Source organism: Mesorhizobium sp. CO1-1-8 (genome assembly GCF_020164875.1).
Classification (GTDB): Bacteria; Pseudomonadota; Alphaproteobacteria; order Rhizobiales; family Rhizobiaceae; genus Mesorhizobium.
The window spans coordinates 73,405-98,769 of sequence record NZ_JAIUGZ010000015.1 but is presented as its reverse complement, the minus strand read 5'-3'; the positions used below and the strand labels follow the sequence as shown (position 1 = coordinate 98,769).

27 protein-coding genes and 1 pseudogene are annotated in these 25,365 nt (G+C 62.7%); 21 read left to right on the top strand and 7 right to left on the bottom strand.

All coding sequences use genetic code 11. From position 1 onward, the window contains the following. Positions 1–4 precede the first annotated feature (4 nt). From LB558_RS25680 to LB558_RS25655, 6 genes are all read left to right on the top strand, one after another. The gene (locus tag LB558_RS25680) at positions 5–1,048 is read left to right on the top strand and encodes a flagellar hook-associated family protein (protein WP_224700119.1); all 1,044 of its coding nucleotides are present in this window, start codon (positions 5–7) and stop codon (positions 1,046–1,048) included. 31 nt (positions 1,049–1,079) lie between these two features. Beyond that, a complete protein-coding gene (gene flaF, locus LB558_RS25675) occupies positions 1,080–1,427 on the top strand; it encodes a flagellar biosynthesis regulator FlaF (protein ID WP_023810018.1) in 348 nt (115 codons plus the stop codon). Then, positions 1,424–1,867 carry a flagellar biosynthesis repressor FlbT gene (gene flbT / locus LB558_RS25670; protein WP_023810019.1) on the top strand — a complete coding sequence of 148 codons (444 nt, stop codon included), beginning with the start codon at positions 1,424–1,426 and terminating at the stop codon, positions 1,865–1,867. The genes flaF and flbT overlap by 4 nt, the downstream gene beginning before the upstream one ends. Beyond that, positions 1,867–2,274, top strand: a complete 408-nt coding sequence (gene flgD, locus LB558_RS25665) for a flagellar hook assembly protein FlgD (RefSeq protein WP_013529774.1) — start codon at positions 1,867–1,869, stop codon at positions 2,272–2,274. The genes flbT and flgD overlap by 1 nt, the downstream gene beginning before the upstream one ends. A gap of 24 nt (positions 2,275–2,298) precedes the next feature. Beyond that, the gene (gene fliQ / locus LB558_RS25660; RefSeq protein WP_224700118.1) at positions 2,299–2,565 is read left to right on the top strand and encodes a flagellar biosynthesis protein FliQ; all 267 of its coding nucleotides are present in this window, start codon (positions 2,299–2,301) and stop codon (positions 2,563–2,565) included. Between the two features lie 229 nt (positions 2,566–2,794). Further along, positions 2,795–4,438, top strand: coding sequence for an MFS transporter (locus LB558_RS25655; protein ID WP_224700117.1), 1,644 nt, complete (start codon positions 2,795–2,797; stop codon positions 4,436–4,438). A gap of 67 nt (positions 4,439–4,505) precedes the next feature. Here LB558_RS25655 and LB558_RS25650 read toward each other — a convergent pair whose 3' ends face one another. Further along, the gene (locus LB558_RS25650) at positions 4,506–5,120 is read right to left on the bottom strand and encodes a TetR/AcrR family transcriptional regulator (protein ID WP_224700116.1); all 615 of its coding nucleotides are present in this window, start codon (positions 5,118–5,120) and stop codon (positions 4,506–4,508) included. Between the two features lie 238 nt (positions 5,121–5,358). Here LB558_RS25650 and LB558_RS25645 point away from each other — a divergent pair, with 238 nt between their 5' ends. Beyond that, positions 5,359–5,979 (top strand): ferric reductase-like transmembrane domain-containing protein, encoded by a 621-nt coding sequence (locus LB558_RS25645; RefSeq protein WP_224700115.1) that lies wholly within the window; start codon positions 5,359–5,361, stop codon positions 5,977–5,979. Between the two features lie 8 nt (positions 5,980–5,987). Here the strand turns inward: LB558_RS25645 and LB558_RS25640 are convergent, their stop codons facing one another. Beyond that, positions 5,988–7,769 (bottom strand): chloride channel protein, encoded by a 1,782-nt coding sequence (locus tag LB558_RS25640; protein WP_224700114.1) that lies wholly within the window; start codon positions 7,767–7,769, stop codon positions 5,988–5,990. Positions 7,770–7,903: 134 nt separating this feature from the next. Then, positions 7,904–8,203 (bottom strand): putative quinol monooxygenase, encoded by a 300-nt coding sequence (locus tag LB558_RS25635; RefSeq protein ID WP_224700113.1) that lies wholly within the window; start codon positions 8,201–8,203, stop codon positions 7,904–7,906. Between the two features lie 149 nt (positions 8,204–8,352). Here LB558_RS25635 and flhA point away from each other — a divergent pair, with 149 nt between their 5' ends. The 3 genes from flhA to LB558_RS25620 are packed head-to-tail and all read left to right on the top strand — an operon-like array spanning position 8,353 to position 11,575. After that, positions 8,353–10,440, top strand: a complete 2,088-nt coding sequence (gene flhA, locus LB558_RS25630) for a flagellar biosynthesis protein FlhA (protein WP_224700112.1) — start codon at positions 8,353–8,355, stop codon at positions 10,438–10,440. Beyond that, the gene (gene fliR / locus LB558_RS25625; protein ID WP_224700111.1) at positions 10,437–11,189 is read left to right on the top strand and encodes a flagellar biosynthetic protein FliR; all 753 of its coding nucleotides are present in this window, start codon (positions 10,437–10,439) and stop codon (positions 11,187–11,189) included. Before flhA ends, fliR begins: the two co-directional genes overlap by 4 nt. Positions 11,190–11,191: 2 nt before the next feature. Then, positions 11,192–11,575, top strand: coding sequence for a hypothetical protein (locus tag LB558_RS25620; RefSeq protein WP_224700110.1), 384 nt, complete (start codon positions 11,192–11,194; stop codon positions 11,573–11,575). 193 nt (positions 11,576–11,768) lie between these two features. Here the strand turns inward: LB558_RS25620 and LB558_RS25615 are convergent. Beyond that, a pseudogene (locus LB558_RS25615) lies at positions 11,769–11,983 on the bottom strand (IS3 family transposase); the annotation flags it as partial. A gap of 53 nt (positions 11,984–12,036) precedes the next feature. Continuing rightward, a complete protein-coding gene (locus LB558_RS25610; RefSeq protein WP_224700109.1) occupies positions 12,037–12,684 on the bottom strand; it encodes a TetR/AcrR family transcriptional regulator in 648 nt (215 codons plus the stop codon). Positions 12,685–12,901: 217 nt separating this feature from the next. On the opposite strand from LB558_RS25610, the gene LB558_RS25605 reads away from it, so the two are divergent. The 9 genes from LB558_RS25605 to LB558_RS25565 all read left to right on the top strand — a co-directional run bounded on the left by LB558_RS25605 (position 12,902) and on the right by LB558_RS25565 (position 20,753). Then, positions 12,902–13,795: an NAD(P)/FAD-dependent oxidoreductase gene (locus LB558_RS25605; RefSeq protein ID WP_224700108.1), complete on the top strand. Its 894-nt coding sequence runs from the start codon at positions 12,902–12,904 to the stop codon at positions 13,793–13,795. A 165-nt stretch (positions 13,796–13,960) separates the two neighbouring features. Beyond that, entirely contained in the window at positions 13,961–15,046 is a 1,086-nt protein-coding gene (locus LB558_RS25600; protein ID WP_224700107.1) for an ABC transporter ATP-binding protein, read from the top strand. A gap of 38 nt (positions 15,047–15,084) precedes the next feature. After that, a complete protein-coding gene (locus tag LB558_RS25595; protein WP_224700106.1) occupies positions 15,085–16,410 on the top strand; it encodes an ABC transporter substrate-binding protein in 1,326 nt (441 codons plus the stop codon). Between the two features lie 193 nt (positions 16,411–16,603). After that, positions 16,604–17,455 carry a carbohydrate ABC transporter permease gene (locus LB558_RS25590; RefSeq protein ID WP_245455906.1) on the top strand — a complete coding sequence of 284 codons (852 nt, stop codon included), beginning with the start codon at positions 16,604–16,606 and terminating at the stop codon, positions 17,453–17,455. A 1-nt stretch (position 17,456) separates the two neighbouring features. Continuing rightward, positions 17,457–18,350: a carbohydrate ABC transporter permease gene (locus LB558_RS25585; RefSeq protein WP_224700104.1), complete on the top strand. Its 894-nt coding sequence runs from the start codon at positions 17,457–17,459 to the stop codon at positions 18,348–18,350. Positions 18,351–18,651: 301 nt separating this feature from the next. Next, complete coding sequence (locus LB558_RS25580) at positions 18,652–19,224, top strand: rod-binding protein (protein ID WP_412033502.1); 573 nt, start codon at positions 18,652–18,654, stop codon at positions 19,222–19,224. A 13-nt stretch (positions 19,225–19,237) separates the two neighbouring features. After that, the gene (locus tag LB558_RS25575; RefSeq protein ID WP_127270030.1) at positions 19,238–19,663 is read left to right on the top strand and encodes a hypothetical protein; all 426 of its coding nucleotides are present in this window, start codon (positions 19,238–19,240) and stop codon (positions 19,661–19,663) included. Between the two features lie 97 nt (positions 19,664–19,760). Beyond that, positions 19,761–20,276, top strand: coding sequence for a hypothetical protein (locus LB558_RS25570; RefSeq protein WP_224700103.1), 516 nt, complete (start codon positions 19,761–19,763; stop codon positions 20,274–20,276). Positions 20,277–20,468: 192 nt separating this feature from the next. After that, entirely contained in the window at positions 20,469–20,753 is a 285-nt protein-coding gene (locus LB558_RS25565; protein WP_013529756.1) for an SCP2 sterol-binding domain-containing protein, read from the top strand. Positions 20,754–20,849: 96 nt separating this feature from the next. Here the strand turns inward: LB558_RS25565 and LB558_RS25560 are convergent, their stop codons facing one another. Together LB558_RS25560 and odc2 are read right to left on the bottom strand one after the other, a co-directional pair. Then, positions 20,850–21,419 carry a GNAT family N-acetyltransferase gene (locus LB558_RS25560; protein ID WP_224700170.1) on the bottom strand — a complete coding sequence of 190 codons (570 nt, stop codon included), beginning with the start codon at positions 21,417–21,419 and terminating at the stop codon, positions 20,850–20,852. Between the two features lie 170 nt (positions 21,420–21,589). Then, positions 21,590–22,723, bottom strand: coding sequence for an ornithine/lysine decarboxylase (odc2, locus tag LB558_RS25555; protein WP_224700102.1), 1,134 nt, complete (start codon positions 22,721–22,723; stop codon positions 21,590–21,592). A gap of 540 nt (positions 22,724–23,263) precedes the next feature. Between odc2 and LB558_RS25550 the strand changes: the two genes are divergently transcribed. Both LB558_RS25550 and LB558_RS25545 read left to right on the top strand, forming a co-directional pair. Next, positions 23,264–24,460 (top strand): amidase, encoded by a 1,197-nt coding sequence (locus LB558_RS25550; RefSeq protein WP_224700101.1) that lies wholly within the window; start codon positions 23,264–23,266, stop codon positions 24,458–24,460. A gap of 2 nt (positions 24,461–24,462) precedes the next feature. Further along, positions 24,463–25,362 (top strand): LysR family transcriptional regulator, encoded by a 900-nt coding sequence (locus tag LB558_RS25545; protein WP_023810038.1) that lies wholly within the window; start codon positions 24,463–24,465, stop codon positions 25,360–25,362. The last annotated feature ends 3 nt before the right edge of the window (positions 25,363–25,365 follow it).

The window sequence follows — 25,365 nt, the reverse complement described above, 5'->3', positions numbered from 1 at the left end:
TTCCATGACTTCAGTCTCCTCGGCCGCAATCTCCAATGCCATGCGCTCCCAGCAGATGCGCATGCAGGCCGAACTCGTCAAAGCCACCAAAGAATCTTCGACGGGCAGGGTCGCCGACATCGGCCTGGCTCTTGGCGGGCGCACCACCCAGGCCGTCACCTTCCAGCGCGATCTTGACCGGCTCAACGTCATCATCGATTCCAACGGCCTGGTCGGCGCCCGGCTTTCCTCGACGCAGACCTCGCTTGGCCAGCTCTCCACCGCCGCGCAGACCTTCCTGTCCGCCCTGACCACCGCTTCCTCAAGCGACTCGTCCAACAGCCTCACCCGGGACTCCGGCAAGGCGACCATCCAGCAGCTGACCTCGATCCTCAACACCAGCGTCAATGGCGAATATCTGTTTGCCGGCACCAACACAGACGTTAAGCCGATCAACAATGTCACGGCTGCCGGCTCTCCTGCCAAGGCTGCATTCGATACTGCTTTCCTCACCAATTTCGGTTTCACCCAGGACGACCCGGCAGCGGCCAACATCACGGCTGCCCAGATGGACGACTTCATCACCAATGATGTCGCGCCGCAGTTCACGGGCGCCGGTTGGCAAGGCAACTGGTCGAACGCCACCGACCAGCAGATCGTCAGTCGCATCGCACTCAACGAAACCACACCGACTTCGACCAGCGCCAACAGCGATGGCATCCAGAAGCTCGCCATGGCGGCAACCATGGTCGCCAGCCTGATGTCCAGCAACATCAGCCAAGCGGCGAAGAACACTGTCGTCAGCCGCTCCACCTTGCTCGTCGGCGAAGCGCTGAGCGGCATTGCCCAGCTTCAATCCGAGACCGGTATCGTCCAGAAGCGGGTTTCCGATGCCAACGATCGGATGAAAACGCAGGTCGACCTTTTCGAACGGCACATTCTCGATCTGGAAGCCGTCGATCCGGCCGAAGCCGCGACACGGGTCGCGGACCTGACACAGCACATCGAAACGTCTTTCGCGTTGACCGCACGCCTGCAACAGCTCAGCCTGTTGAATTACCTGACCTGACAACGCTTAACGGAACGGTAGAGCCCCAACGATGTACCAATTCTCTTACGCCGACATCCAGAGCAACTCCGTTGCCGACGCGAAGGACCGCGAGCGGGAACTTCTGACCCGCTCGATCGACATGCTGGCGGCGGCGGCGGCTGCCGGCCACGATTCGATGGAGGCGATCGAGGCGCTTCACTTCACCAACCGCGTCTGGACCGCCTTCGTCGAGGATCTTGGCTCCAGCGACAACGCCCTGCCCAAGGAGCTGCGCGCCAATCTCATTTCCATCGGCCTGTGGCTGCTGCGCGAGGCGGAGGACATCCGTCAGGGCCGCACCAATAATTTCGAAGGGTTGATCGAGGTGTCCCAGATCATCAGGGACGGCATTCAATGACCAACACGCTGAAGATATCGCTGAAGCCGAACGAAAAGATCTACATCAACGGCGCCGTCATCCGGGTCGACCGCAAGGTCACCGTCGAATTGATGAACGACGTCCAGTTCCTGCTCGAAAGCCACGTGATCCAGGCCGACGATGCCTCGACGCCGCTCAAGCAGCTTTATTTCATCCTGCAGGTCATGCTGATGAACCCGGCCGGCGCCGCCGCCGCGCGCGACATGTTCCGCCGTTCGCTGCCGCTGCTTCTGGCAAGCTTCGAGGACACCCAGATCTGCAGCGCGCTGAAACAGATCGACCGCATGGTCGGCGAGGATCATATTTACGAGGCGCTTAAGGCGATCCGCGCGCTTTATCCGCTCGAACGCCGCGCGCTGGGTGGTAATGACGATGTTTCGGGTGCCGAGCGCCCGTTGGCTGTGGGAGCACGATACTGATGAACGTGGACATGACGACGACGATTCCGACCGGCGCCAATCAGGCCACGGCGTCCACCTCGAAGACAGCGGTCGACTACCAGTCTTTCCTGAAGCTTCTGATCGCCGAGATGAAGAACCAGGATCCGACCAAGCCGATGGATTCGACGCAATATGTCGCCCAGCTCGCCACCTTCTCGCAGGTCGAGCAATCGGTGCAGACCAACACCAAGCTCAATCAGATCATGCAGTCCTCGGCGCTGTCGCAGGCCGACGCACTGATCGGGCGCTCGATCACCTCCGCCGACGGCCTGACGACGGGCACCGTGGCTTCGGTGCGCCTCGCCAGCAACGGTCTCATCGCCGTGCTGCAGAACGGCACCGAAGTCGCGGTCGGTCCGGGAGTTTCGGTCAAGGCAGCTAGCTGACGCTTTCGGCAGAGAGCCAGTCCGATGAATGAGGCCGACGCTCTCGACATCGTCCAGTACGCGGTGTGGACGGTGCTCGTCGCGTCGGCTCCGGTGGTGCTGGTCGCCATGGTGGTCGGCGTCGGCATCGCCCTCATCCAGGCGCTGACGCAGGTGCAGGAGATCACCTTGACCTTCGTGCCGAAGATCGTCGCCATCATGCTGGTGGTGGCGCTGACCGGCCCCTTCATCGGCAGCCAGATATCGGCCTTCACCAACGTGATCTTCGAGCGCATCCAGAACGGATTCTGAACCTGTTCCAGGATGGTGTGCCGCGGCATGCCGTTCGCAATTGTCCGACGACAGACGCCGCCGGTCCCCGCGGCACCTCCGGACCCACGGCGGACAGGCCTGGACCGCCTCTATCCTATTGTTGGACCATGAGCTTTTTTGCCCTTTGCGGCGCCATGCCCTACTTTCGGCAAACGGTCTGCGCAAACGGATTGTCTGACGAGCAGGCACGACATGGCGGGAACCCCAAATGATTGACGAAAAGCCGGACAGCGAGAGCGTCTCGGCGCTGGCGCCCTTCCGTCACGGCATTTTCCGAGCCGTGTGGGGCGCAAGTCTCGTCTCGAATTTCGGCGGCTTGATCCAGGGTGTCGGCGCCGCCTGGATGATGACCACGATCGCCACCTCGCCCTATCAGGTGGCCCTGGTCCAGGCTTCGACCACCTTGCCGATCATGCTGTTTGCACTCGTAGCCGGCGCCATCGCCGACAGTTTCGACCGGCGCAAGGTGATGCTGGTCGCCCAGACCTTCATGCTGGTGGTGTCGGTGCTTCTGACCCTGTTCACCTATTCAGGCCTGATCACGCCATGGACGCTGCTTGCCTTCACCTTCCTGATCGACAGCGGCACCGCGCTCAACAGCCCATCATGGCAAGCCTCGGTCGGCGATATCGTTCCCCGCAACAAGGTGCCGGCGGCCGTCGCCCTCAATTCGATGGGCTTTAACCTGACGCGCAGCGTCGGTCCGGCGATCGGCGGCATCATCGTCGCCGCGGCCGGTGCCGCGGCCGCCTTCGCGGCGAACGCGGTGAGCTATATCGGCCTGATCGTCGTGCTGGCGCGCTGGAAGCCGGACGTGCCCATATCGACCTTGCCGCGCGAGTCGCTGGGGGCCGCCATGGGCGCCGGCCTGCGCTATGTCGCCATGTCGCCCAACATCGGCAAGGTGCTGGTCAGGGGTGCTGCGTTCGGCTTCAGTGCAGGCGCTGTGCTTGCGTTGCTGCCTCTGGTGGCGCGCGATGTCGTCAAGGGCGATGCGCTGACCTACGGCATCATGCTCGGCGCCTTCGGCATCGGCGCGGTCGGCGGCGCCTTGATCAGCGTCAGGCTGCGGCAGTTGCTCTCCAGCGAGACGATGGTGCGCTGTGCTTTCGCCGGCTTCGCCGTCTGCGCCTTCAATGCCGCCGTCAGCCAGCATGCCTGGCAGACGTCGCTCGGCCTGCTTGTCGGCGGCGCCTGCTGGGTGATCGCGCTTTCGCATTTCAACGTCACGGTGCAGATGGCGACGCCGCGCTGGGTGGTCGGCCGGGTGCTGTCGGTCTACCAGACCGCGACCTTCGGCGGCATCGCGCTCGGCAGCTGGATCTGGGGCGTCGTCGCCGACGCGCACGGCGCCGAAACCGCGCTGATCGCCGCCAGCGTCGCCATGCTGGCCGGCGGCGCCATCGGTCTTTTGCTCCCGCTGCCGCAACAGCAGGTGCTCAACCTCGACCCGCTCAATCGCTTCAAGGAACCGCATTTGGCGCTTGACCTGAAGCCGCGCAGTGGTCCCATCGCCATCATGATCGAGTATGTGATCCGGCACGAGGACGAACCGGAGTTCCTCGCCATCATGGCCGAACGCGGCCGCGTCCGCCGCCGTGACGGTGCCCGCAACTGGACGCTGGCGCGCGATCTCGAAAATCCCACAGTATGGATCGAGCATTATCACACGCCGACCTGGATCGAATATATCAGGCACAATGGACGCATCACCCATGCCGACGCCATCATCGGCGAACGCGTGCGGGCGCTGCACAGCGGCGACGAACCGCCCCGCGTGCGGCGCATGATCGAGCGCCCGACCACCGCCGGCACGGCGCTTGTGATGGCCAAGGGGCCGATCGAGCACTGACATTTTGTCGCCCACAACCGCGGTGTTTTGGTGGTGGTGGGCAGAATCTGAGGCCTTGACCGCGGTTCTATTTTGCCAGCAGCGCAAGAAAATTATCGAGGCTCTGCCGCATCAGCAACTCGGCCTTTTCGGCGCCACCCCATTGCGCAAACTGGCCGTCGATCCACATGCGGGCAAGCCCGTAGACCAGGGCTCGCGCTTGCAGGGGGACGCCTTCCATATCCATTGTTCGCAGTTGGCCGGCAGCGCGCGCATCCTCCAGGATCTGCACCATCATGCCGCGAATCTCTTCGTTGAGCTGGACAAGCGTCTCGGATGCGTCGAAATCGAGCGCCCGGCGCATCGAGATGATCTCGAAATGCGTCGGGTTGTTGATGACCCAGCGCAGATAGGCGATGCCTAGCGCCCGAAAGCGCGCCAGCGGATCGACCTTTTCCGTTCTGTCCAGCTCAACCGATATCTCGGCGCGAAACCGGCGCATCGCCTCTTCAGCCACAGCAGTCATAAGCGCGGTCTTGGTTGGAAAATGCCGGAACGGCGCTCCCGACGAGACCCCGGCCCGTTTGCCGGCTTCCCGCACCGTCACCTGATCGACGCCATCCTCCTTGGCGATGGCAAGGGCCGCATCGACCAGCGCCTGCCGCAAACTGCCGTGATGGTATGTCTTGCGTTGCGTCTCCATGCCGTTGTCCGGATTCCTTTGATTTTCGGGCCGACACCCTAATGCGCCCAAAAGTGGTCCCGGCTTTGGGGAACATCATAAAAACGAGATCTGAAGCGTGTCTCTGGGCCCCTTCAAACGCGATGCGCTTTAGCAGCCATCACAATCCCGCGACCGATGCAAGCACGACTTACTTCTGGGGTTGCATTGGTCGTCAATAAATGTAAGTTGTGATTACATTTATTGCTCTGGAGGCACCATGACCGTCGTCGCACCACCCCTTGCAGCCAAGGCACCGAGCCGTTGGCGGCTGTTCTGGCTTTTGGCAGCGATCATTCTTGCGCTATCCGGGCTTGTCGCCTATCGCGGCGATTTCTCGGTCGAGGCCGTCCGCCAGGTCGTGCGGCTCACCGCGCAGATATCGCTTATGCTGTTCTGCACCGCCTTTTCGGCATCGGCGCTGGCACACCGTCTGCCGGGCCCACCGACCTTGTTCCTGCGCCGCCATCGGCGTCAGATCGGACTGGCCGTTGCATTTTCGCACGGTGTCCACGCGATCGCTCTTGTGGTCTTTTCCCGGATCGATCCGGCGCAGTTCAATGACGCCACGAATACGGCGATGTTCGTCTTCGGCGGCCTTGCCTATCTGTTCATCATCGCCATGGCCGCGACGTCCTTCGATCGCACGGCGGCATGGCTCGGATCGCGCGCATGGCGCATCCTCCACACCGTCGGCGGTTACGACATATGGCTGACCTTCGTGATCGCCGAGGGCAAGCGCGCGGTGCACGACGTCCACTACTGGCCCTACGTGGCGCTTCTCGTCGCCGTCATGGCCCTGCGCTGGTGGGGTGGAAAAGCGCGAGCGGCTGCCCGCTAGCCTTCCCGCTACCCCTCGCCCGACAGATCCCGGCGCGCCTTGTCGAGTTCCTCGGCATAGCGCCGCATCAAATGACCTTCGGTCAACAGCCCCAGCACGATATGGTCGGTGAAATCCTCGACCACGGCGAGCTCTTCGGCGCCCGCGCGCTGGAACGTTTCGGCCGCGGCCTGCACGTTCATGCTCGGCACCAGCACCGCGTCCTTGTATTTGGCAAGATCGCGCACCGGCACCTCGCCGCCGGAAGGATCGCTGTGCAGTTCGGCCACGATCAGCACGCCGACATAGTGGTCGCCCGCGTCGACGGCGATGACGCGCTGGGCAGAGCCGAGCGGCACCTCTTTGCGGAAGGCTGCGAGTGTCGTCGAGGCATAGATGGTCTTGATGTCCTTGCGCATCATCGAGCCGACTGTGAGGCTACGCATCCAGCCGACATCGTGGGCGCTGCGGATGGTCTCGCCGCGCAAATGGAAGCGCCAGGTCGAGAAGGAGTAGCCGAAGGTTTCGCGCACCAGGATGGCCGACATGATCGAGGCGGCCAGCACGACGCCGGTCAGCGTCAGGTCGCGAGTCGACTCCAGCGCCAGGAAGGTCATCGTCAGCGGACCGCCGACGACACCGACGGCGAGCGAAGTCATGCCGACGACGGCGGCGACGGCGGGGTCGATGCCGGTTGCCGGCGAGACGACGATCATCACATCCGCGAACGCCTTGCCGAGCAGCGCGCCGAGGAACAGCGAGGCGAAGAACAATCCGCCGCGAAAACCCGAGCCCAGCGAGACCGCCGACGCCGCCAGCTTGAGCACGAAGACGCTCGCCACCACGGCCAGCCCGTAATTCATCGAGAATTCGCGATGCAGCGCGCCATGGCCGCTGGACAGGACCTGCGGCGTGATCAACCCCAGCAGCCCGACGATGACGCCGCCAATGACGGGGCGCAGCGACGCATCGATCGACAGCCTGGCGAAACCGCGCTCGATCAGCGTCACCAGATGCATGATGGCGATCGAGGCGGCGCCGCCGAGCAGCCCGAGCAGCAGGAACGGCACATACTGGCTGGCAGTGAGCGCTGGCAACCCCGAAAGCTCAAGCGGAAACGGCACACCGCCAAACATTTCGGCGGTCAGCGAGGCTGAGATCGCGGCGGTCATGACAGGCGCGACATTGGCGACCGAGTAGATGCCGATGACCAGTTCGAAGCCATAGAAGGCGCCGGTCAGCGGTGCATCGAAGGCAGCGGCGATGGCGCCGGCCGCACCACAGCCGACCAGGATGCGGACGTCGTTGCGGCGCAGCCTGAAGATGCCCGCCAGCCGCGATGCCAGCCCGGAGCCAACCTGCGTATAGCCGGCTTCCAGTCCGACCGAGGCGCCAAAACCGCTGGAGATCATCGTCTGGCCGGCGATGATGAAGGTGTCGGTCAGCGACATGCGCCCGCCGTAGAGCGCATTGGCTTCGATCGGGTCGATCGGGGTGCGGAATTTCCGTATCCGGAGCCAGACCACCGTCAGCCCCAGCAGCATGCCGCCGATCGCCGGTATCAGCGCCTGCATCGGATTGGCGAGCGAGAACATGCCGGAAAGCCGGCCGCCTGGCTGAACGCCGAACAGCAGCCCGTGCAGGTCCTGCACGATCTGGCTCATCGCCGTGACCAATATGCCAGCCATGACGCCTACGACACCGGCGAGAATGACCACCACGATGCCGCGTGCCTCGAGCAGAGGCAACGACCTGATCAGCACAGCGCGCAGCCGGCGGGCGTAAACTTCGCTGTGGTTTCTGGAAAGCACCGGGGCGGCTCGCCGATATCGGAAGGCAGTGGAAAGCCAGCCTGATACGCCCGGCGGCACGGCATGGCAACCACAATGCCGACAGACACCATACTGGCGACAGCGGGCGCGATACCGATCGGCCGATGGACCGTTCAGGTCGGCATGGGCTCGCCGGCTTCATAAAGCACGAGGTTGCGCTCGCCTATGCCAAGCGCCGGCCAGCTCGCACGCCAGTCCGCAATGTGCGGCGAGGCGAAATGCGCGTCGAGCGCTGCCCTGTCACTCCAGACTTCCGTGACCCGGATGAGCCCGGCATCGAAGACATCCTGCGCGTAGGAATATTGGATGCAGCCGACCTCGGTGCGGCTGCCGGAAACCATGCGCTCCATTGCGGGTTTGGCTTCCTCCAATTTGTTTGGCGGCAAGCGGATGGTGCCGATGATCAGAAGCATGGGTTTTCCCTTCTTTACGAGGCCGGCCGACACGGCGACCTGCGCGCATGATCGTTCGAACTAGCCAGTCTCCCACCCTCGCGCAAGCTTGGCGGGCTACCCTCACAGGGCTGTCGCGCGCTCGGCAGTCTATGGGGTTTGAGAACGATATGGCGATCAGCGAAAGCATTCAGCCCGGCGCGGTGGCCAAGAACGGCCGCGACGTCTTCTTCGCCATCGGCATCGTCATCATCCTGGCCGTGCTGTTTCTGCCGATTCCGGCCTTTCTCATCGACATCGGCCTCGCCTTCTCGATCGCGCTTTCGGTGCTGATCCTGATGGTGGCGCTGTGGATCCAGCGGCCGCTCGATTTCTCGTCTTTTCCGACCGTTCTGCTCATCGCCACCATGCTGCGACTGTCGCTCAACATCGCCACCACGCGCATGATCCTGTCGCATGGCAATGAGGGCACCCACGCCGCCGGCTATGTCATCGCCGGCTTCTCCAAGCTGGTGATGGCCAGCGACTTCGTCATCGGCCTCATCGTCTTCATGATCCTGATCGTGGTGAACTTCATCGTCATCACCAAGGGCGCCACGCGTATCGCCGAAGTCGGCGCGCGCTTCACCCTCGACGCCATCCCCGGCAAGCAGATGTCGATCGACGCCGACCTCTCGGCCGGCATGATCGACGACAAGACCGCCCAACTGCGGCGCCGTGAACTGGAAGAAGAAAGCTCCTTCTTCGGCTCGATGGACGGCGCCTCGAAATTCGTCCGCGGCGACGCCATCGCCGGCCTCATAATCACCGCCATCAACATCGTCGGCGGCATCGCCATCGGCTACATCAGGCACGGCATGGGCATGGGCCAAGCCGCCGACGTGTTCATCAAGCTGTCGGTCGGCGATGGCCTCGTCACCCAGATCCCGGCCCTGATCGTGTCGCTCGCCGCCGGCCTGCTCGTCTCCAAGGGCGGCACCCGCGGCTCGACCAACCAGGCGGTGTTCGGCCAGCTCGGCGCCCATCCGCGCGCCCTCTATGTCGCGGCATCGCTGCTGGTGCTGCTCGGCCTGATGCCCGGCCTGCCGCTGTTCCCGTTCTTCACGCTCGCCGCCGGCATGGCCGGCCTCGGCTATGTCATCCCGATGCGCGCCAACCGGGTCCTCGCCGAAGCCGAGGCGATCAAGGACCAGGAAAAGGCGACCAAGGTCGAGGAGGAGAAGAACTCGGTCAAGGCCTCGCTCGCCACCGCCGAGATCGAGCTCTTGATCGGCAAGCAGCTGTCGACAAGGCTGCTGACGTCGCATCAGGAGCTGGTTTTCCGCATGGGCAAGATGCGCAAGAAATTCGCCACCCAATATGGCTTCGTGGTGCCGGAAGTGCGTGTCGCCGACGATTTCGCCATCCCGCCGAAGAGCTACCAGATCAAGGTGCACGGCACCGTGGTGGCCGAATATCAGATGCGCGTCGGCGAGATCATGGTGCTGCTCGGCAATCGCGACATCCCCGAAATACCGGGCGAGGAAATCCGCGAGCCGGCCTTCGGCATGCGCGCCTATTCGGTGGTCGAAGCCTTCGCCGAGGATCTGAAGCGCGAGAACTACACTTTCGCCGACAACATGTCGGTGCTGCTTACCCATCTCTCCGAGGTCATCCGCAACAACCTGCCGCAGCTTCTGTCCTACAAGGACATGAAGGCGCTGCTCGAGCGGCAGGACCAGGAATATCGCAAGCTCGCCGACGAGATCTGCACCACACACATCTCCTATCCCGGTCTGCAGGCGGTGCTGAAGCTGCTGCTCGCCGAGCGCGTCTCGATCCGCAACCTGCACCTGATCATCGAGGCGATCGCCGAGATCGCGCCGCATGTGCGCCGCACCGAGCAGATCGTCGAACATGTCCGCATCCGCATGGCCCAGCAGATCTGCGGCGACCTGTCCGAGGGCGGCGTGCTGAAGGTGCTTCGCCTCGGCAACCGTTGGGACCTCGCCTTCCACCAGAGCCTCAAGCGCGACGCCAAGGGTGAGGTGCGCGAGTTCGACATCGACCCGCGCCAGCTCGAGGAGTTCGGCCAGGACGCGACCAAGGCGATCAAGAAATATCTGGAAGCCGGCGAGCGTTTCGTTCTGGTCACCGCGCCCGACGCCCGCCCCTATCTGCGCATGATCATCGAGCGGCTGTTCACCACGCTGCCGGTGCTCAGCCACGTCGAAATCGCCAAGGGTGTCGAGATCAAGGTGCTCGGAACCATATCGTGAGCGTGCTGTCGCAAGGCGTCGTCATCGCGGCGTTCCTCGCCTTCTGCCGCATCGGCGCCTGTTTCATGCTGATGCCCGGCCTGTCCAGCGCCCGCGTCCCGGTCCAGGTCAGGCTGTTCGTGGCGGTCGCCGCCACCGGCGGCCTGCTTGCCTTCCTGTGGGACAAGATCTTTCCTTTCGTCGACCCGCGCCCGCAGATCCTGGTGCCGATGATCATCTCGGAACTTCTGGTCGGCGGCCTGATCGGCGCCATGACCAGGCTCTACATGGAAGCCTTGCGCTTCATGGGCTCGGCCATTGCCATGCTGGTCGGCTATGGCGGCACCGGCGGACCGGCGATCGAGGAGCCCGAACCTCAGGCAGCCCTCGCCGCCATCATCTCGTTCTCGGCACTTTTGATGCTGTTCGTCTTCGATTTCGACCACGAGATCGTGCGCGCGCTGGTGTCTTCTTATACAGTCGCGCCGGTCAACATCTTCTTCAACCCGCAGGCCGCCCTCGTCGATGTCACCGACACGGTGTCGGACACCTTCTTCCTGGTCATCCGCCTCGGCAGCCCGTTCGTCGCCTATGCCATTCTCGTCAATCTGACGATCGGCTTCGTCAACAAGCTGACGCCGCAGATCCCGATCTATTTCATCTCCCAGCCCTTCATCATCGCCGGCGGCATGATCATCTTCTATTTCGCCGTCGGCACCATGCTGTCGTTGTTCGTCGACGGCTTCGTCGACCTGACATTGGCGAGATAGAAATGAGCACGCGCAAGGACCGCCTCAAGAAGCTGGTCAAGGTGCAGGAGCAGCTGAAGGCGCTGCACGAAACCCGCCACGCCACCTTCCTCGCCGCGGCCAGTGCCGCCGAAACCGAAGCCAGGGAACTGGTCGGCCATTTCGACCAGGCCGATTCGCTCTCCGCCCTGTTTCCCGACCTCTACCATCGCCGCATCGCCCAGGCGGTCGTGCGCCAGGAGGCGAACCTGGCGAGCGCCAGGCAGGAAGCCAGCCTCATCGCCGCCGCGACCGCCCGCACCAACATGGTCGAGCGCGCTTACAAGGACGTGCGCAACCGCGACGAGCGCGAACGCTCCGACCGCGAGCGGCTGGACCTGATCGCGCAGAAGCGGAACGACGAGTAGTTGCGGAGTTCTGCTTATGGCTCGAAGTTGACTTACGGACGGCGCGACGTGAATGACCGCTTTGCGCCATTAGGCCGGCACTAAGGCCGCAAATGGGTGGTAGCAGGTTACGCCGCCGGTCACAGGTCCTGGAACGCCGCCCACGGCGTAGAGCTTCGGATTGATCTGCTGCCGGTTCGGTTGACACGAGCCAGGCCAGGTTGGCTTGCTCTTCGTATTCCACGGGGCTCAGATAGCCCAGTGTGGAGTGTCGGCGTCTCGGGTTGTAGAAGCGCTCGATATAGTCGAACACATCGACTTGGCATCGTCTCTGGTGCGATAGAACTTGCGGGCGGTGCGTTCGGTCTTGAGCGATGAGAAGAAGCTCCCCATCGCCGCGTTGTCCCAGACATTGCAGGACCGGCTAAAGGTGAGTTCGAGTTTTTCCGAGGCTTCCAGCGAGAATTGATGGGCCCGCTGGACTATCCGCCCGCGCGGTCATTGCCACCGTGCGCCGCCATGAACATGGCAACGGCCGACCGGCAATAAGATTTGATTTCGCTCTCGTCCTCTGCTCTCGCCTCATCGAAGCGTGCGATAAGCAGGAGATCGGATCCTTTGATAAGCGCAGCAAACAAACGGGCGGACTGGAGAGGATCAGGCACTTTCAGAACCGCCTTGGCATGCAGCTGACGCAACAGGGCCTCGATCTGGGCGATGACATAAGCGGGACCTGCTTCGTAATGAAGCTTGCTTAATGACTTTTCGTTTGTCTTGTCCGCCATGACCATGGCTTCGACACTGCGGACATCAGGGCTCAACAGCGAGCGAAGCAGGAATGATGCCGCCGCCATGAGCTGATCTTCGGCCGAACCGTCGATGCCTTCAAAAAGGGCCTGTGGCGCGAGCTGATGGCAGCGGGCCGTGATGGCCGCGCTGAACAGCGCCTCCTTGTTCTCGAAGTGCCGATAGATGCTGAGCTTGGATATCTTCGCCCGCTTGGCGACCTTGTCCAAGGTCGTCGCTTGAAAGCCCAATTCCCCAAAAAGTTCGCACGCGGCATCAATGATCGTTTGGCCAAGCGCCTCGTTGGCGGGCCGGCCGCGCCGGGCCTGACTAATTTCGCTCACAACAATTCCGATCCTTGACAGTATCCTTATTCCGGAATAACGATACCACGCGGTTTCATTAATATACAAGCCGAAGAATGAATTCAAAACAGGAGGGCGCCACGCGACGGCGGACACTGCTGAAGCTGGCCGCGCTTTCCACCATCGGCCTCCCTGGTGCCCAGCCGCCGCCAAGCCCATTCCAACCTCCTCTAACCGCAACTCGGAGCCCATCACCATGGATAACGTCATCATCATCGGCGGTAGCTTTGCCGGTCTAGCCGCCGCCCTTCAGCTCGGCCGTGCCCGCCGCAAGGTCACTGTTCTCGATACCGGGCTGCCGCGCAATCGCTTCGCGAGCCACTCGCATGGTGTACTCGGCCACGACCACAAGCCACCATTGGACATCCTGGCCGAGGCGCGGCAGCAACTGGCGCGTTATCCCACAGTCAAGCTGGTCAACACCCGGGCCGAGAGCCTCTCCGGCACCATCGACAATTTCTCCGTCCTCGCTGCCGACGGCAAGAGCCTTGGCGCGCGCCGCCTGATCCTGAGCTATGGTGTTGTCGACCAGATGCCTGCTGTTCCAGGCTTTGCCGAAAGCTGGGGCACATCCATCGTGCCCTGCCCCTATTGCGACGGCTTTGAAGTCGCCACTCAGCATTGGGGCCTCGTCTGGTCCGGCCCTCAGTCGCACAATTATGTCAGGCTGTACCAAGATTGGACCGACACGTTGACGGTCTTCGCCGAGGGTCACGACATTGCGCCCGATATCCGAGCCGATCTGGCGGGCCGGAGGATACCGATCGTTGATGGCCGGATCACCGAGATCGCCCGTCACAGGGGCCATAATGCCACCGTCAGGCTCGATTCCGGCTCGGATGTCGCGGTCGACATCCTGTTCGCGCATCCGCGCAACGAGCCGTCCGCAAGCCTGCATGAATCGCTAGGCCTCGCCACGGTCAATACGCCCCTCGGCCTCGCCGTCAAGGCCGACGAGCGCCGCCAAACCAGCGTACCCGGCATCTATGCTGCCGGCGATCTTGCAAACCCGGCCATGGCGTCGGTGACCACGGCAATAGCGCAAGGCGCGATGGCCGGTATCTCTGCCCAGCAGTCGATGCTGGCTTGAGAGCAAGCAGCAGCGATCAAGATTCGGGCCTTCCCGTAAACGCTTTACAGCCCGGTTTGGTAGCGCTACCGTTTCGACCTAGCGTGAGCCGGGGAGGAGCCAAGGCTGTCGCTGGCGGAAGCGTTGTTCCTTCGACGACGTTGCAGGAATTTGTTGGGAGGACCGATGGCGTCTGTCGCAATTGACGAAGTCCACAAATCATTCGGCGCTGTCGAGATCCTGCACGGGGTCAGCGTGAACATCGAGGACGGCGAGTTCGTCACTCTGGTCGGGCCATCCGGCTGCGGAAAATCAACCCTGCTCAGAATGATCGCCGGCCTGGAAAAGATTTCACGCGGCCAGATCGCGATTGGCGAACGTGTCGTCAACAACGTTGCGCCCAAGGAGCGCGACGTCGCCATGGTCTTCCAGAACTATGCGCTTTACCCACACATGACCGTTGCCGAGAACATGGCGTTCTCGCTGATGCTCAAAGGAGTTTCCAAGCCAGAGAGCGATGCAGGCGTGCGCCGCGCGGCCGAAATCCTTGGGCTGGTGCCGTTGCTGGCGCGCTATCCTCGGCAGCTTTCCGGCGGCCAACGCCAGCGCGTCGCGATGGGCCGCGCGATCGTGCGTGATCCGGCGGTCTTCCTCTTCGACGAACCGCTTTCCAATCTCGACGCCAAGCTCAGGGTGCAGATGCGCGCCGAGATCAAGGAACTTCACCAGCGCCTCAAGACCACGACAGTCTACGTCACACACGATCAGATCGAAGCCATGACCATGGCTGACAAGATCGTGGTCATGCATGACGGCATCGTCGAGCAGATAGGGCCGCCGCTGGAACTCTATGACCGGCCGAACAATCTTTTTGTCGCCAGCTTTATCGGCTCGCCGGCCATGAATTTGCTGAGGGGCGAGATCGCTACCGACGGCTCACCCTCGTTCCGCGGTGCCGGCGGGATTTCAGTCCCGTTGGCCTCGGCACTTTCCATCCCCAATGGCGAGCCTGTGGTGCTGGGAATAAGGCCCGAGCATTTGCGGCTGTCCGACGACCAGGGCATTCCGGTCATCGTCGCGGTGGTTGAACCAACCGGGTCCGAAGTGCAGCTCATCGGCCGGACAGCCGGCGGCGAAGAGATCGTCGCGAATTTCCGGGAACGACATTCCTTCACGCCGGGCGAAACCATCCGGCTTACGGCCGAGCCCAGCCTCATCCATCTCTTTCACGGAGAAACCGGACAGAGATTCCAAACACGTACCGATCAGTAGGACCACAAGGCAAGGACAACAAACAGGAGGAAACGAGCATGAAGTTCACCAGACGCGACGTGATCCGCACCACCGCCGGCGCGGCGGCGGGGGCCTTGGGAAGTCGGTTCATCAGCTCTCCGGCCCTTGCCCAGGACGGACTGAAGTACAAACCCGAGGATGGCGCCAAGCTTAGACTGCTGCGCTGGTCGCCCTTCGTCCAGGGCGACGAGGACCAATGGCTGGCCAACACCAAGCGCTTCACCGAAGCGACCGGGGTCGCGGTCCGCGTCGACAAGGAAAGTTGGGAGGACATTCGGCCCAAGGCGGCAGTCGCGGCAAATGTCGGGTCCGGCCCCGACCTGATGTTCGTCTGGTTCGATGACCCGCACCAATATCCCGACAAGCTGCACGACGTGAGTGAACTGGGCGAGTATCTCGGCTCGAAATACGGCGGCTGGCACGATGGACCAAAGCAATATGCGACCCGGGAAGGCAAATTCATCGGCCTGCCACTGGCCACGATCGGAAATGCCATCGTCTATCGGGAAAGCTGGGTGAAAGAGGCCGGCTTTTCGGAGTTTCCCAAGGACACGAAAGGCTTCCTGGAACTTTGCAAGGCCTTGCAAGCCAAGGGACATCCGGCCGGCTTCACGCATGGCCATGGTGTCGGCGACGGCAACAACTATGCTCATTGGCTGCTGTGGAGCCATGGCGGCCAGATGGTCGACGAGAGTGGCAAGGTAACGATCAACAGCCCCGAGACCCTCAAGGCGATCGAATACGCGCAGGAACTCTACAAGACCTTCATTCCAGGCACCGAAAGCTGGCTCGATGTCAACAACAACCGCGCCTTCCTGGCCGGCGAACTGGCTGTCATCGCCAACGGCATCTCGGCCTACAACACCGCCAAAATCAATAAGGACAGTGATCCGAAGCTGGCTGAAATCGCCAAGGACATACGCACGACCAACCTGCCCATCGGTCCTGTCGGCAAATCCGTCGAATTGTTCCAGGTGACCACGGCTGTCATCTTCAATTACACGCCCTACCCCAACGCGGCCAAGGCGTATTTGCAGTTCATGTTCGAGGAACCGCAAATGAAGGACTGGATCACCTCCTCGGCCGGATATTGCTGCCAGACACTGAAGGCATTCGACAACAACCCGGTATGGACTGCCGATCCCAACAACGCCGCTTACGCCAAGGCCTCGGCGACTCTGCGGCCTAACGGCTATGCCGGGCCGCTCGGCTATGCTTCGGCGGCAACCATGGCCGACTACGTGCTGGTCGATATGTTCGCCAAAGCGGTGACCGGCCAGGCGACGCCGCAAGAGGCGATGGAAGAGGCCGAGAAGCGGGCAAATCGCTATTATCGCGTTTGAGCCGGCTCAGCCGGGCAGCGTGGCTGCCCGGCTGGCCTCGGATTGCGTCGCGGCCGATCCGGCCGATCAATGAGACCTCAGCAGGAGCCAACCCATGGCCGTGCCATCAGCTGCTATCCAGCCGCGATCTTCGATCTTCGCACGGATTCTATCGCGCTGGGGCGAAAGCCGGAACGCACTTGGCTTCGGCTTCATGCTTCCGGCGGCTGCGCTGCTGCTTGTCTTCCTGACCTATCCGCTGGGGCTCGGCGTCTGGCTTGGCTTCACCGATGCCCGCATCGGCCGCCCCGGCATCTTCATCGGCATCGAAAACTATGAATATCTGTGGAGCGACGCCGTCTTCTGGCTCTCCGTCTTCAACACCTTGCTCTATACGATCAGCGCTTCGATCCTGAAATTCGCGCTCGGCCTCTGGCTAGCGCTCATCCTCAACCAGAACCTTCCCTTCAAATCGTTCTTCCGCGCGATTGTCCTGCTGCCCTGGGTGGTGCCGACGGTGCTCTCGGCCATCGCCTTCTGGTGGATCTACGATTCGCAGTTCTCCATTCTCTCCTGGGCGCTGCAGCAGATGGGACTGATCGACCACCGCATCAATTTCCTTGGCGATCCGGAGAATGCGCGCGCCTCGGTGATCGCTGCCAATGTCTGGCGCGGTATTCCTTTCGTGGCCATCACGCTGCTGGCCGGCCTGCAGACGATTCCCCAGTCGCTTTACGAGGCCGCGACGCTCGACGGCGCCAGCCGTTGGCAGTTGTTCCGCTATGTGACGCTGCCGCTGCTGACGCCGATCATCGCCATCACCATGACCTTTTCGGTCCTGTTCACCTTCACCGATTTCCAGCTGATCTATGTGCTGACTCGCGGCGGGCCGGTGAATGCCACCCATCTGATGGCGACGCTCTCGTTCCAGCGCGGCATTTCCGGCGGCCAGCTTGGCGAGGGGGCCGCGATCGCGGTGGCGATGATCCCGTTCCTGCTTGCGGCGATCCTTTTCAGCTATTTCGGGCTGCAACGTCGTAAATGGCAGCAGGGCGGTGGAGACTGACATGGCCGCGATCGAAACGAACAACCGTCCGAACACGGATGAAGGCGGCATGGGCTATCTCCAGAGCCTGCCCCGGCGCGTGGTGACCGTTTATCTGCCGCTCCTGATATTCGTCATCGTGCTGCTGTTCCCGTTCTACTGGATGACGATCACGGCGGTGAAACCCAATCTCGAGATGACGGATTATGCCAATTTCAACCCGTTCTGGGTCGTCCATCCGACGCTCGAGCATATCCGGTATCTACTCTTCGACACGTCCTATCCGGGTTGGCTTCTCAACACGATCATCATCTCGACCGCCGCAACTTTCCTGTCGCTGCTGGCGGCGGTGTTCGCTGCCTATGCGATCGAACGCTTGAGGTTTTCCGGGGCGCGGCAGGTCGGCTTGGCGGTCTTCCTGGCCTATCTCGTGCCGCCCTCGATTCTGTTCATTCCACTGTCGGTAATGGTGTTCAACCTCGGCCTTTACGATACGCCGTTCGCACTGATCCTCACCTATCCGACGTTCCTCATTCCATTCTGCACGTGGCTCTTGATGGGCTACTTCCGCTCGATACCATTCGAACTGGAAGAATGCGCGCTGATCGACGGAGCGAGCCGCTGGCAAATCCTGACCAAGATAGTTCTGCCGCTGTCGGTGCCCGGCCTGATCTCCGCCGGCATCTTCGCTTTCACCCTGTCATGGAACGAATTCATCTACGCCTTGACCTTTATCCAGTCGTCCGAAAACAAGACCGTGCCGGTCGGCGTGCTTACCGAGCTTGTACGTTCGGACGTCTATGAATGGGGAGCCCTGATGGCAGGCGCGCTGATCGGCTCCCTGCCGGTGGTGGTGCTCTACTCATTCTTTGTCGAGCACTACGTCTCCTCGATGACGGGGGCGGTCAAGGAGTGAAGCCGAGGCGGAATCCCACCCTCGGCGGATCATCGAAGCAAGCTCGTGAGCCGGCACCGGTGCCGATTTCGGACGGCCCTCGGGGTACTGCCACATAACGCTGCTCTTTCATGAGCCAGTGCCAAGCTGATCGTCAGCTTCCGGCCAAAGCGACGATGGAAAAATCTGCCCGCCAACGCATGGCGCAAAGCCGGCAGCTTCGATCCGATCCCCGCACTCCGCTCCCTCTCCTACCCGCAAGCCTGCCACAAGCTTGTTGAGGCATGGTCTGGCTAGGAAAACCGGTAAAAGGCGGACTTTCTTGGCGATTTCTCCACCCAGCGACATCGTTATGGATGTGGCCCGAGCCGTCGAGCCGGCGGATATCGAGACCGCCCGCGCCGCGCTGGCAAAGCGGGCCCGCGGCGTTGCGGGCACGTTTTCACTCGATACCGCCGCTTCGGTCGATGCCGGCTCGATCCTGTCGCGCGCCACCGCCGACAAGGCCGCCGCCGCAACCGACCCCGCCAAGAAATTCAAGAAGTTCGAGGCGATGGTTTTGCAGACCTTCATCCAGAACATGCTGCCCAAGGACACCGAGGGCGTCTACGGCAAGGGCTTGGCCGGCGACATGTGGAAATCGCAGCTTGCCGAGCGGGTGGCCGACGTGATGGCCGAACGCGGCGGCATCGGCATCGCCAAGTCGATGCTTGCCGACCACTATCTCGAAGGCAAGCGCGTGGTGCCGGTCGGTCCGGTTTCAGGCGGGTTGGAAAAGACCGAGATCGACCAGCAAAACAGCCTGTCGACCTCGCTGGTCCACCAATTGCAGCGCAAGGCTGCGGGGTCGATGACTGGTGACGAGACGACCATAAAAACAAATATCAAGATCTAAACTGGGAAACGCCATGGCCGACTTTTCGGAATCCACCCCCAACCTGCCAGCACGCACGACCGCGTCGGAAGCGCCGATCCCGTTCGCGCGGCCCGGCAACCTCGCCGCCATCATCGGCCGTATCGAGGAAGTGGTCGAGGAAGAGACGGCCGGCATCCGCAACGCGACCAACTATGATCTCAAGGCATCGAACGCCCGCAAGAGCCGCTACCTCTACGAGTTGACCCGCGCCATGAAGGGCGGCAGCGAAGCCGAATTCCTCGAACAGCACCGCGAGGGCCTGACCCGGCTGCGCCAGAAGCTGGCGAAGAACGAAGCGGCAATCCTGGCGCATCTCAGCGCGGTCAACGAAGTCGCCAGCCTGCTGCGGCACGCCATCCAGCGCGCCGAGACCGACGGCACCTACTCCGCCGGCGAGTTCGGCTGGATGAAGGCATGATGCCGAATACAAGCGACACATCGGAGATCCTGCCGAAGCAACGGCGCAGTGCCGCATTGCCATCGCAAGGGACCGACCAAAGGACTGACAGGGCCCGATGATCAAGGTCGTCGCCATCGCCGTCTGGATCTGCGCCGCAACCCTCGGCGCCGTGTTCTATTCTTTCCAGGCGGCCGGCGAGCGCGGTGTCGGCGAAACGCCGAAGCCGATGCTGGGCGGCCTCGACTACGTCAAGACCGACATCATTTCGGTGCCGCTGATCCGCGATTCCGAGATCGGCGGCTATTTCCTGACCAAGCTTGTCTACACCGTCGAACCCGAGCAGATTAAGAAACTGTCCATTCCGGCCGAAGCGCTGATCACCGACCAGGTCTATTCCTACCTCTATTCCAATCCGCAGATCGACTTCACCAACAAGGCGACGATCGATCTCGACGCCTTCCGGGCCGCGATCCGCGATACCGTCAACACGCGTGTCGGCGCGCCTTTGGTGCATGAGGTTCTGATCGACCAGGTCAATTTTCTGTCGAAGGACGAAATCCGCGACAACTGGCTGCGCCGCAAGAAAAGCGAGACGGCGAGCGAAATGACCAAGGCGTTCAAGGAACACTGAGTTTGCCCGGCTCACAGTCCCGGCCTCATCGCGGCTGCCGCGACGGCAGGAACCAACCGCCTGAATTCGCGTTGACGTAAACGTCAACCCAAAGCTATATGCGGCAGCGACCGTGATCGCGAAACCGCGGCATGGGCTTCGGCTGGATCGAAGCGCCGTTGCGAGACAGATGAACCAGACAAGGAGAACAGCGTGAGCGTTCAGGAGATTGCCGAGAAGATCAAGTCGCGCGTGGCCAGCAGCGGGTTCGATCGTTCCGTGAAATTCGACACCGGCAGCGACGGCGTCATCGTCATCGACGGCGCAACCGTCTCGAACACCGATGCACCCACCGACTGTACCATCAAGCTCTCGCTCGACGATCTGGATTCTCTGATCGCTGGCGACCTGAACCCGACGATGGCGTTCATGACCGGCAAGATAAAGGTCGAAGGCGACATGACCGTCGCCATGGCGCTCAGCCAGTTGATCGGCTGAGGGCATCCAGCCGCCCAAGGTGGCGCCCACCAATTGCGAAAAAACGCCGCCTCTTTCGGGCGGCGTTTTTGCATGAAATGCCGACGGCTTCGTGTCTCAGGCCGCCGATATCAATTGCTGCGCCTTCAGCTTGCGGCCGGCAGCCTTCAGCGTGCCGTGCACGCCGTCAAGCGCACCTTCCACCAGTTCCAGCGCCAGCAGGCGGTGCCGCTCATAGGGTCCCGGCATGGCAAGTGAACCGGTCTTCCCAGCCGAGAAGCCGAAGCGCGCGTAATAGGGCGCATCGCCGACCAAAAGGATAGCGGCATGGCCAAGACGCGCCGCCTCGGCGATGGCATGGCGCATCAGCGCCGAGCCGATGCCGGCATTCTTGAGCGACGGGTCGACGGCAAGCGGGCCAAGCAGCAGCGCGGCCGCACCGCCCTCGCCCAGCCTGACATCCCACAGCCGCACGGTGCCGGCCACGCCGCCCGAAGCATCGCGGGCGACGAAGGCCAGGCCTTCCGAGGGCCGCCGGCCTCGCCGCAACTTCTCCGACGACTTTTTCCTGCGCTTCGGCCCCATGGCCCGATCGAGCAACGCCTCGCGCGCCGCAACATCGGCTGCGGTCTCGGCGACCATCACAAAGGCCGGTGCGTGGCCCCCAATTTCAACTGGCACTTCCATTTCAACTGACATTTCCATTTCCGCAATCCCTGGCGAGCGGAGATCTGTTCCACAGGCGAGCCCGGGTGGACGACAGTCGCCCACCTGGGATGATCTGATCGGCTCTCTCAGCGCATTTTCAGGCGAAGTTGTGTCCGGTTCGCCGTCGAAAATGCGCTGAGGAAGCGCCGTCAGATCACGTAGGATCGGAGAGGCTCGAAGCCGTTGAAGGCGACCGCCGAGTAGGTGGTCGTGTAGGCGCCGGTGCCTTCGATCAGCACCTCGTCGCCGATGGTCAGCGACAAAGGCAGCGGATAGGGCGTCTTCTCGTACATCACGTCGGCCGAATCGCAGGTCGGGCCGGCGAGCACGCAAGGTGCTGTCTCCGTGCCGTCATGCGCGGTGACGATCGGGTAGCGAATCGCCTCGTCCATCGTCTCGGCCAGGCCGCCGAACTTGCCAATGTCGAGGAACACCCAGCGCACATTGTCGTTGGCCGCCTTCTTCGAGATCAGCACGACTTCCGACTTGATGACGCCGGCATTGCCGACCATGCCACGGCCCGGCTCGATGATGGTTTCCGGAATGGCATTGCCGAAATGCTTGCGCAACGCCGAGAAGATCGCCTGGCCATAGGCCTGGGCGGCCGGCACGTCACGCAGGTAGCGCGTCGGGAAACCGCCGCCCATATTGACCATCTTCAAGACGATGCCTTCCTCGGCGAGCGTCGCGAACACCACCTTGGCGTCGGCCAGCGCACGGTCCCAGGCGGTCAGGTCGGTCTGCTGCGAGCCGACATGGAACGACACGCCATAGGCGTCGAGGCCGAGCCCCTTGGCATGGCGCAGCACGTCGACGGCCATCACCGGCACGCAGCCGAACTTGCGCGACAGCGGCCACTCGGCGCCCTCGCCATCGGTCAGCACGCGGCAGAACACGCGCGCGCCTGGAGCGACGCGAGCGATCTTCTCGACCTCTTCGACGCAGTCGACGGCGAACAGACGGATGCCGAGCTGGTAGGCGCGTGCGATGTCACGCTCCTTCTTGATGGTGTTGCCGAAGGAGATGCGGTCCGCCGGCGCACCAGCGTCCATCGCCATCTCGACTTCGGCAACGGAAGCGGTGTCGAAGGACGAGCCCATCGCAGCAAGCAGGCGCAGGATTTCCGGCGCCGGGTTTGCTTTCACCGCATAGTAGATCTTGGAATCGGGCAGCGCCTTCTCGAAGGCGCGGAAATTGTCACGCACGACATCGAGGTCGACGACGAGGCAGGGGCCGGTCGGACGTCGGGTGGCGAGGAAGTCAAGGATGCGCTGGGTGGCCATCGGGGTCTCTCCATCAGCGCCTTTCGGCGCGCAATAAGGCTGCGGGACGCGGGCTGTCGGCCTCGCGAACTCGCGGTGGACAAAGGCGGGACGGAAATCCATGGAACCAGCCGGTGGAGACCCCGGAACCATGAAGCGCCGTCTCGCGGCGGTGAACCTTGGCCTTGCCCGGCCTCGGTTCGCTTTGTCTGCCTTGGCTTGGAGGGGAGACCCGTCCGCACTGCCGGCAATGAAGGTGTGCCTCTTCAGTAACCCCGGTTTTTGGACAACCGGCAGAACACCAGAAAGGCCCGCACCGTCGTTGCTTCAAGGTGTCCTCGGGCTGGCGGTTGGCCGCTAGACCGACTGGAGGGGTTAGCTCCAGTTACCTTACCGATTTCCCTCACCATTCGAGGATCGGCGGACACCCACAGGCACGTGCGACTTTGGGCAAGCGCGATATAAGGGCGAAGACTTTCACAATCAATAAAAATCGTATCGCAGGTTGTAAAATTTCTGGCGTCGAACAATGTTGCGACAACCGTATCCGGATATTGAACGATGATAGGCACGCACGGCCCTCTCAACGCCTTTCTCGATGTTCGCCAGATGCCGGTGGCACATGCCCAGCTCGGCCCGTTGGCCGGGCTGCGGCTGGCCGTCAAGGACATCTACGACGTCGCCGGCTACCGCACCGGTTGCGGCAATTTGCAAAAATTCGCTGAAAGCCACGCGGCCTCGCGCACCGCACCCGCCGTACAGATGATCCTCGATGCCGGCGCACGCTTCGTCGGCAAGACGCAGACCGACGAGCTTGCCTTCGCGCTGTTCGGACAGAATGCGCATTTCTCGTTTCCGGTGAACCCGGCGGCACCCGACCGCGTCACTGGCGGCTCCTCATCGGGGTCGGCGGCGGCGGTGGCGGGCAGGCTGGCCGATATCGCCACGGGCTCTGACACCGGCGGCTCGATCCGCGCGCCGGCGAGCTTCTGCGGACTGATCGGACTGCGCACCACGCATGGCCGCATTTCGCTCGACGGCACGATGAAGCTGGCGCCAAGCCTCGACACGTTCGGCTGGTTCGCCGACGATATCGAGACCTACGAGACCGTCGGCAAGCTGCTGCTCGGCCGCGATCCCCACCAGCACGTGCTGGACCGGCCGCTGGCGCTGGATTGGCTGGATGGATTGGTCGCCCGGCCGGCGCTGGCCGAATATGCCGGAATGAAGGGGCTGGCGGGCGCGGTCTTCGGCGCACCGGCGACGCCGGTAATCCGCTTCTCCTCATCTCCCGATGAACTCTACTGGTGTTTTCGCCGGCTGCAGGCCAGGGAGGCCTGGGCTGTGCATGGCGAGTGGATCACCAGCGGTGAGCGCGACCTTGGCCCCGGCGTCGAAGAGCGTTTCGGCTTTGGCCGCGCCGTCGACGACAAGACAGTCCAGGCCGAGAAAGTGCGCCGGCTGACCTTTCGCGGCGAACTGAGCGCCCTGCTCGGCAAGGACGGCTTCCTTGTCCTGCCGACGGTGCCTGGTCCGGCGCCTTACGTGGACAGCACGCCGGAGCAATTCCAGGCCTATCGCGAACGGGCGCTCCAACTTCTGTGCCTGGCCGGCCTGTCCGGTTTTCCACAGATCACACTGCCCGTCGGCTCGGTCGCCGGCGCCCCATTCGGCCTGTCGCTGCTTGGCCCTTCCGGCAGCGACATTGCCCTGATACGGCTCGGCCGGAAACTTCTCGACGCGGCACGAAAGGCCTGACCATGGACACACTGACGCGCATGCGTGCCTTCATCGACGTGGTCGAGGCCGAGGGCTTTTCGGCGGCGGCGCGCAAGATCGGCCGTTCCAAGGCCTTGCTGTCGAAATATGTGCGCGAGCTGGAGGACGAACTCGGCGCTTTGCTGCTCAACCGCACCACGCGCCAGTTCTCGATGACAGAGGCCGGCCACACCTATTACCGGCGCGCCTCGGAGATCGTGCGCGAGGTCGACAGCCTGGCCGACGCGGTGCGTGAATCCTCCGGCGACGTGCGCGGCCGGATCAAGCTTTCGGCGCCGCGTACCTTCGCCGATGCGCCGATCGGCCAGTCGCTGATCGACTTCGCCAAGCAGCATCCCGACATCGTGCTCGACATCCAGCTCGACGACCGCTTCGTCGATCTGGTCGAGGAAGGCTTCGACCTTGCGGTGCGCATCTCGCGGCTGGAGAACTCATCGCTGATCGCCAGGCGACTGGCGCCGTTTTCGATAAAGCTCTGCGCCTCCCCCGAACTGATCGCCAAGCATGGCATGCCGACACGGCCGCAGGATCTCAGCCGCATGCCTTGCATCGTCGACACCAATGGCCGCGGACTGAACAACTGGCCGTTCAAGGGCGACAATGGCGACCCGGTGAGCGTTTCGGTGTCTGGTCCGGTCGAGGTCAACAGCCCGATGACGGCGAGAGCCGCGGCCGTGGCGGGGCTCGGATTTACCGTCCTGCCGGATTTCATCGCCGCGCCCGACCTCGCAAGCGGCCGGCTGGTGGCGGTGATGGATGACCGTATCCTCTCAGGCGGCGGCATCTTCGCCGTCTACCCGCACCGCCGCTATCTGCCGGCGAAAGTCCGCGTCTTCGTCGACTTTTTGGTGCAGTGGTTCAGGACGCGCGAGGCTGGCTGACCG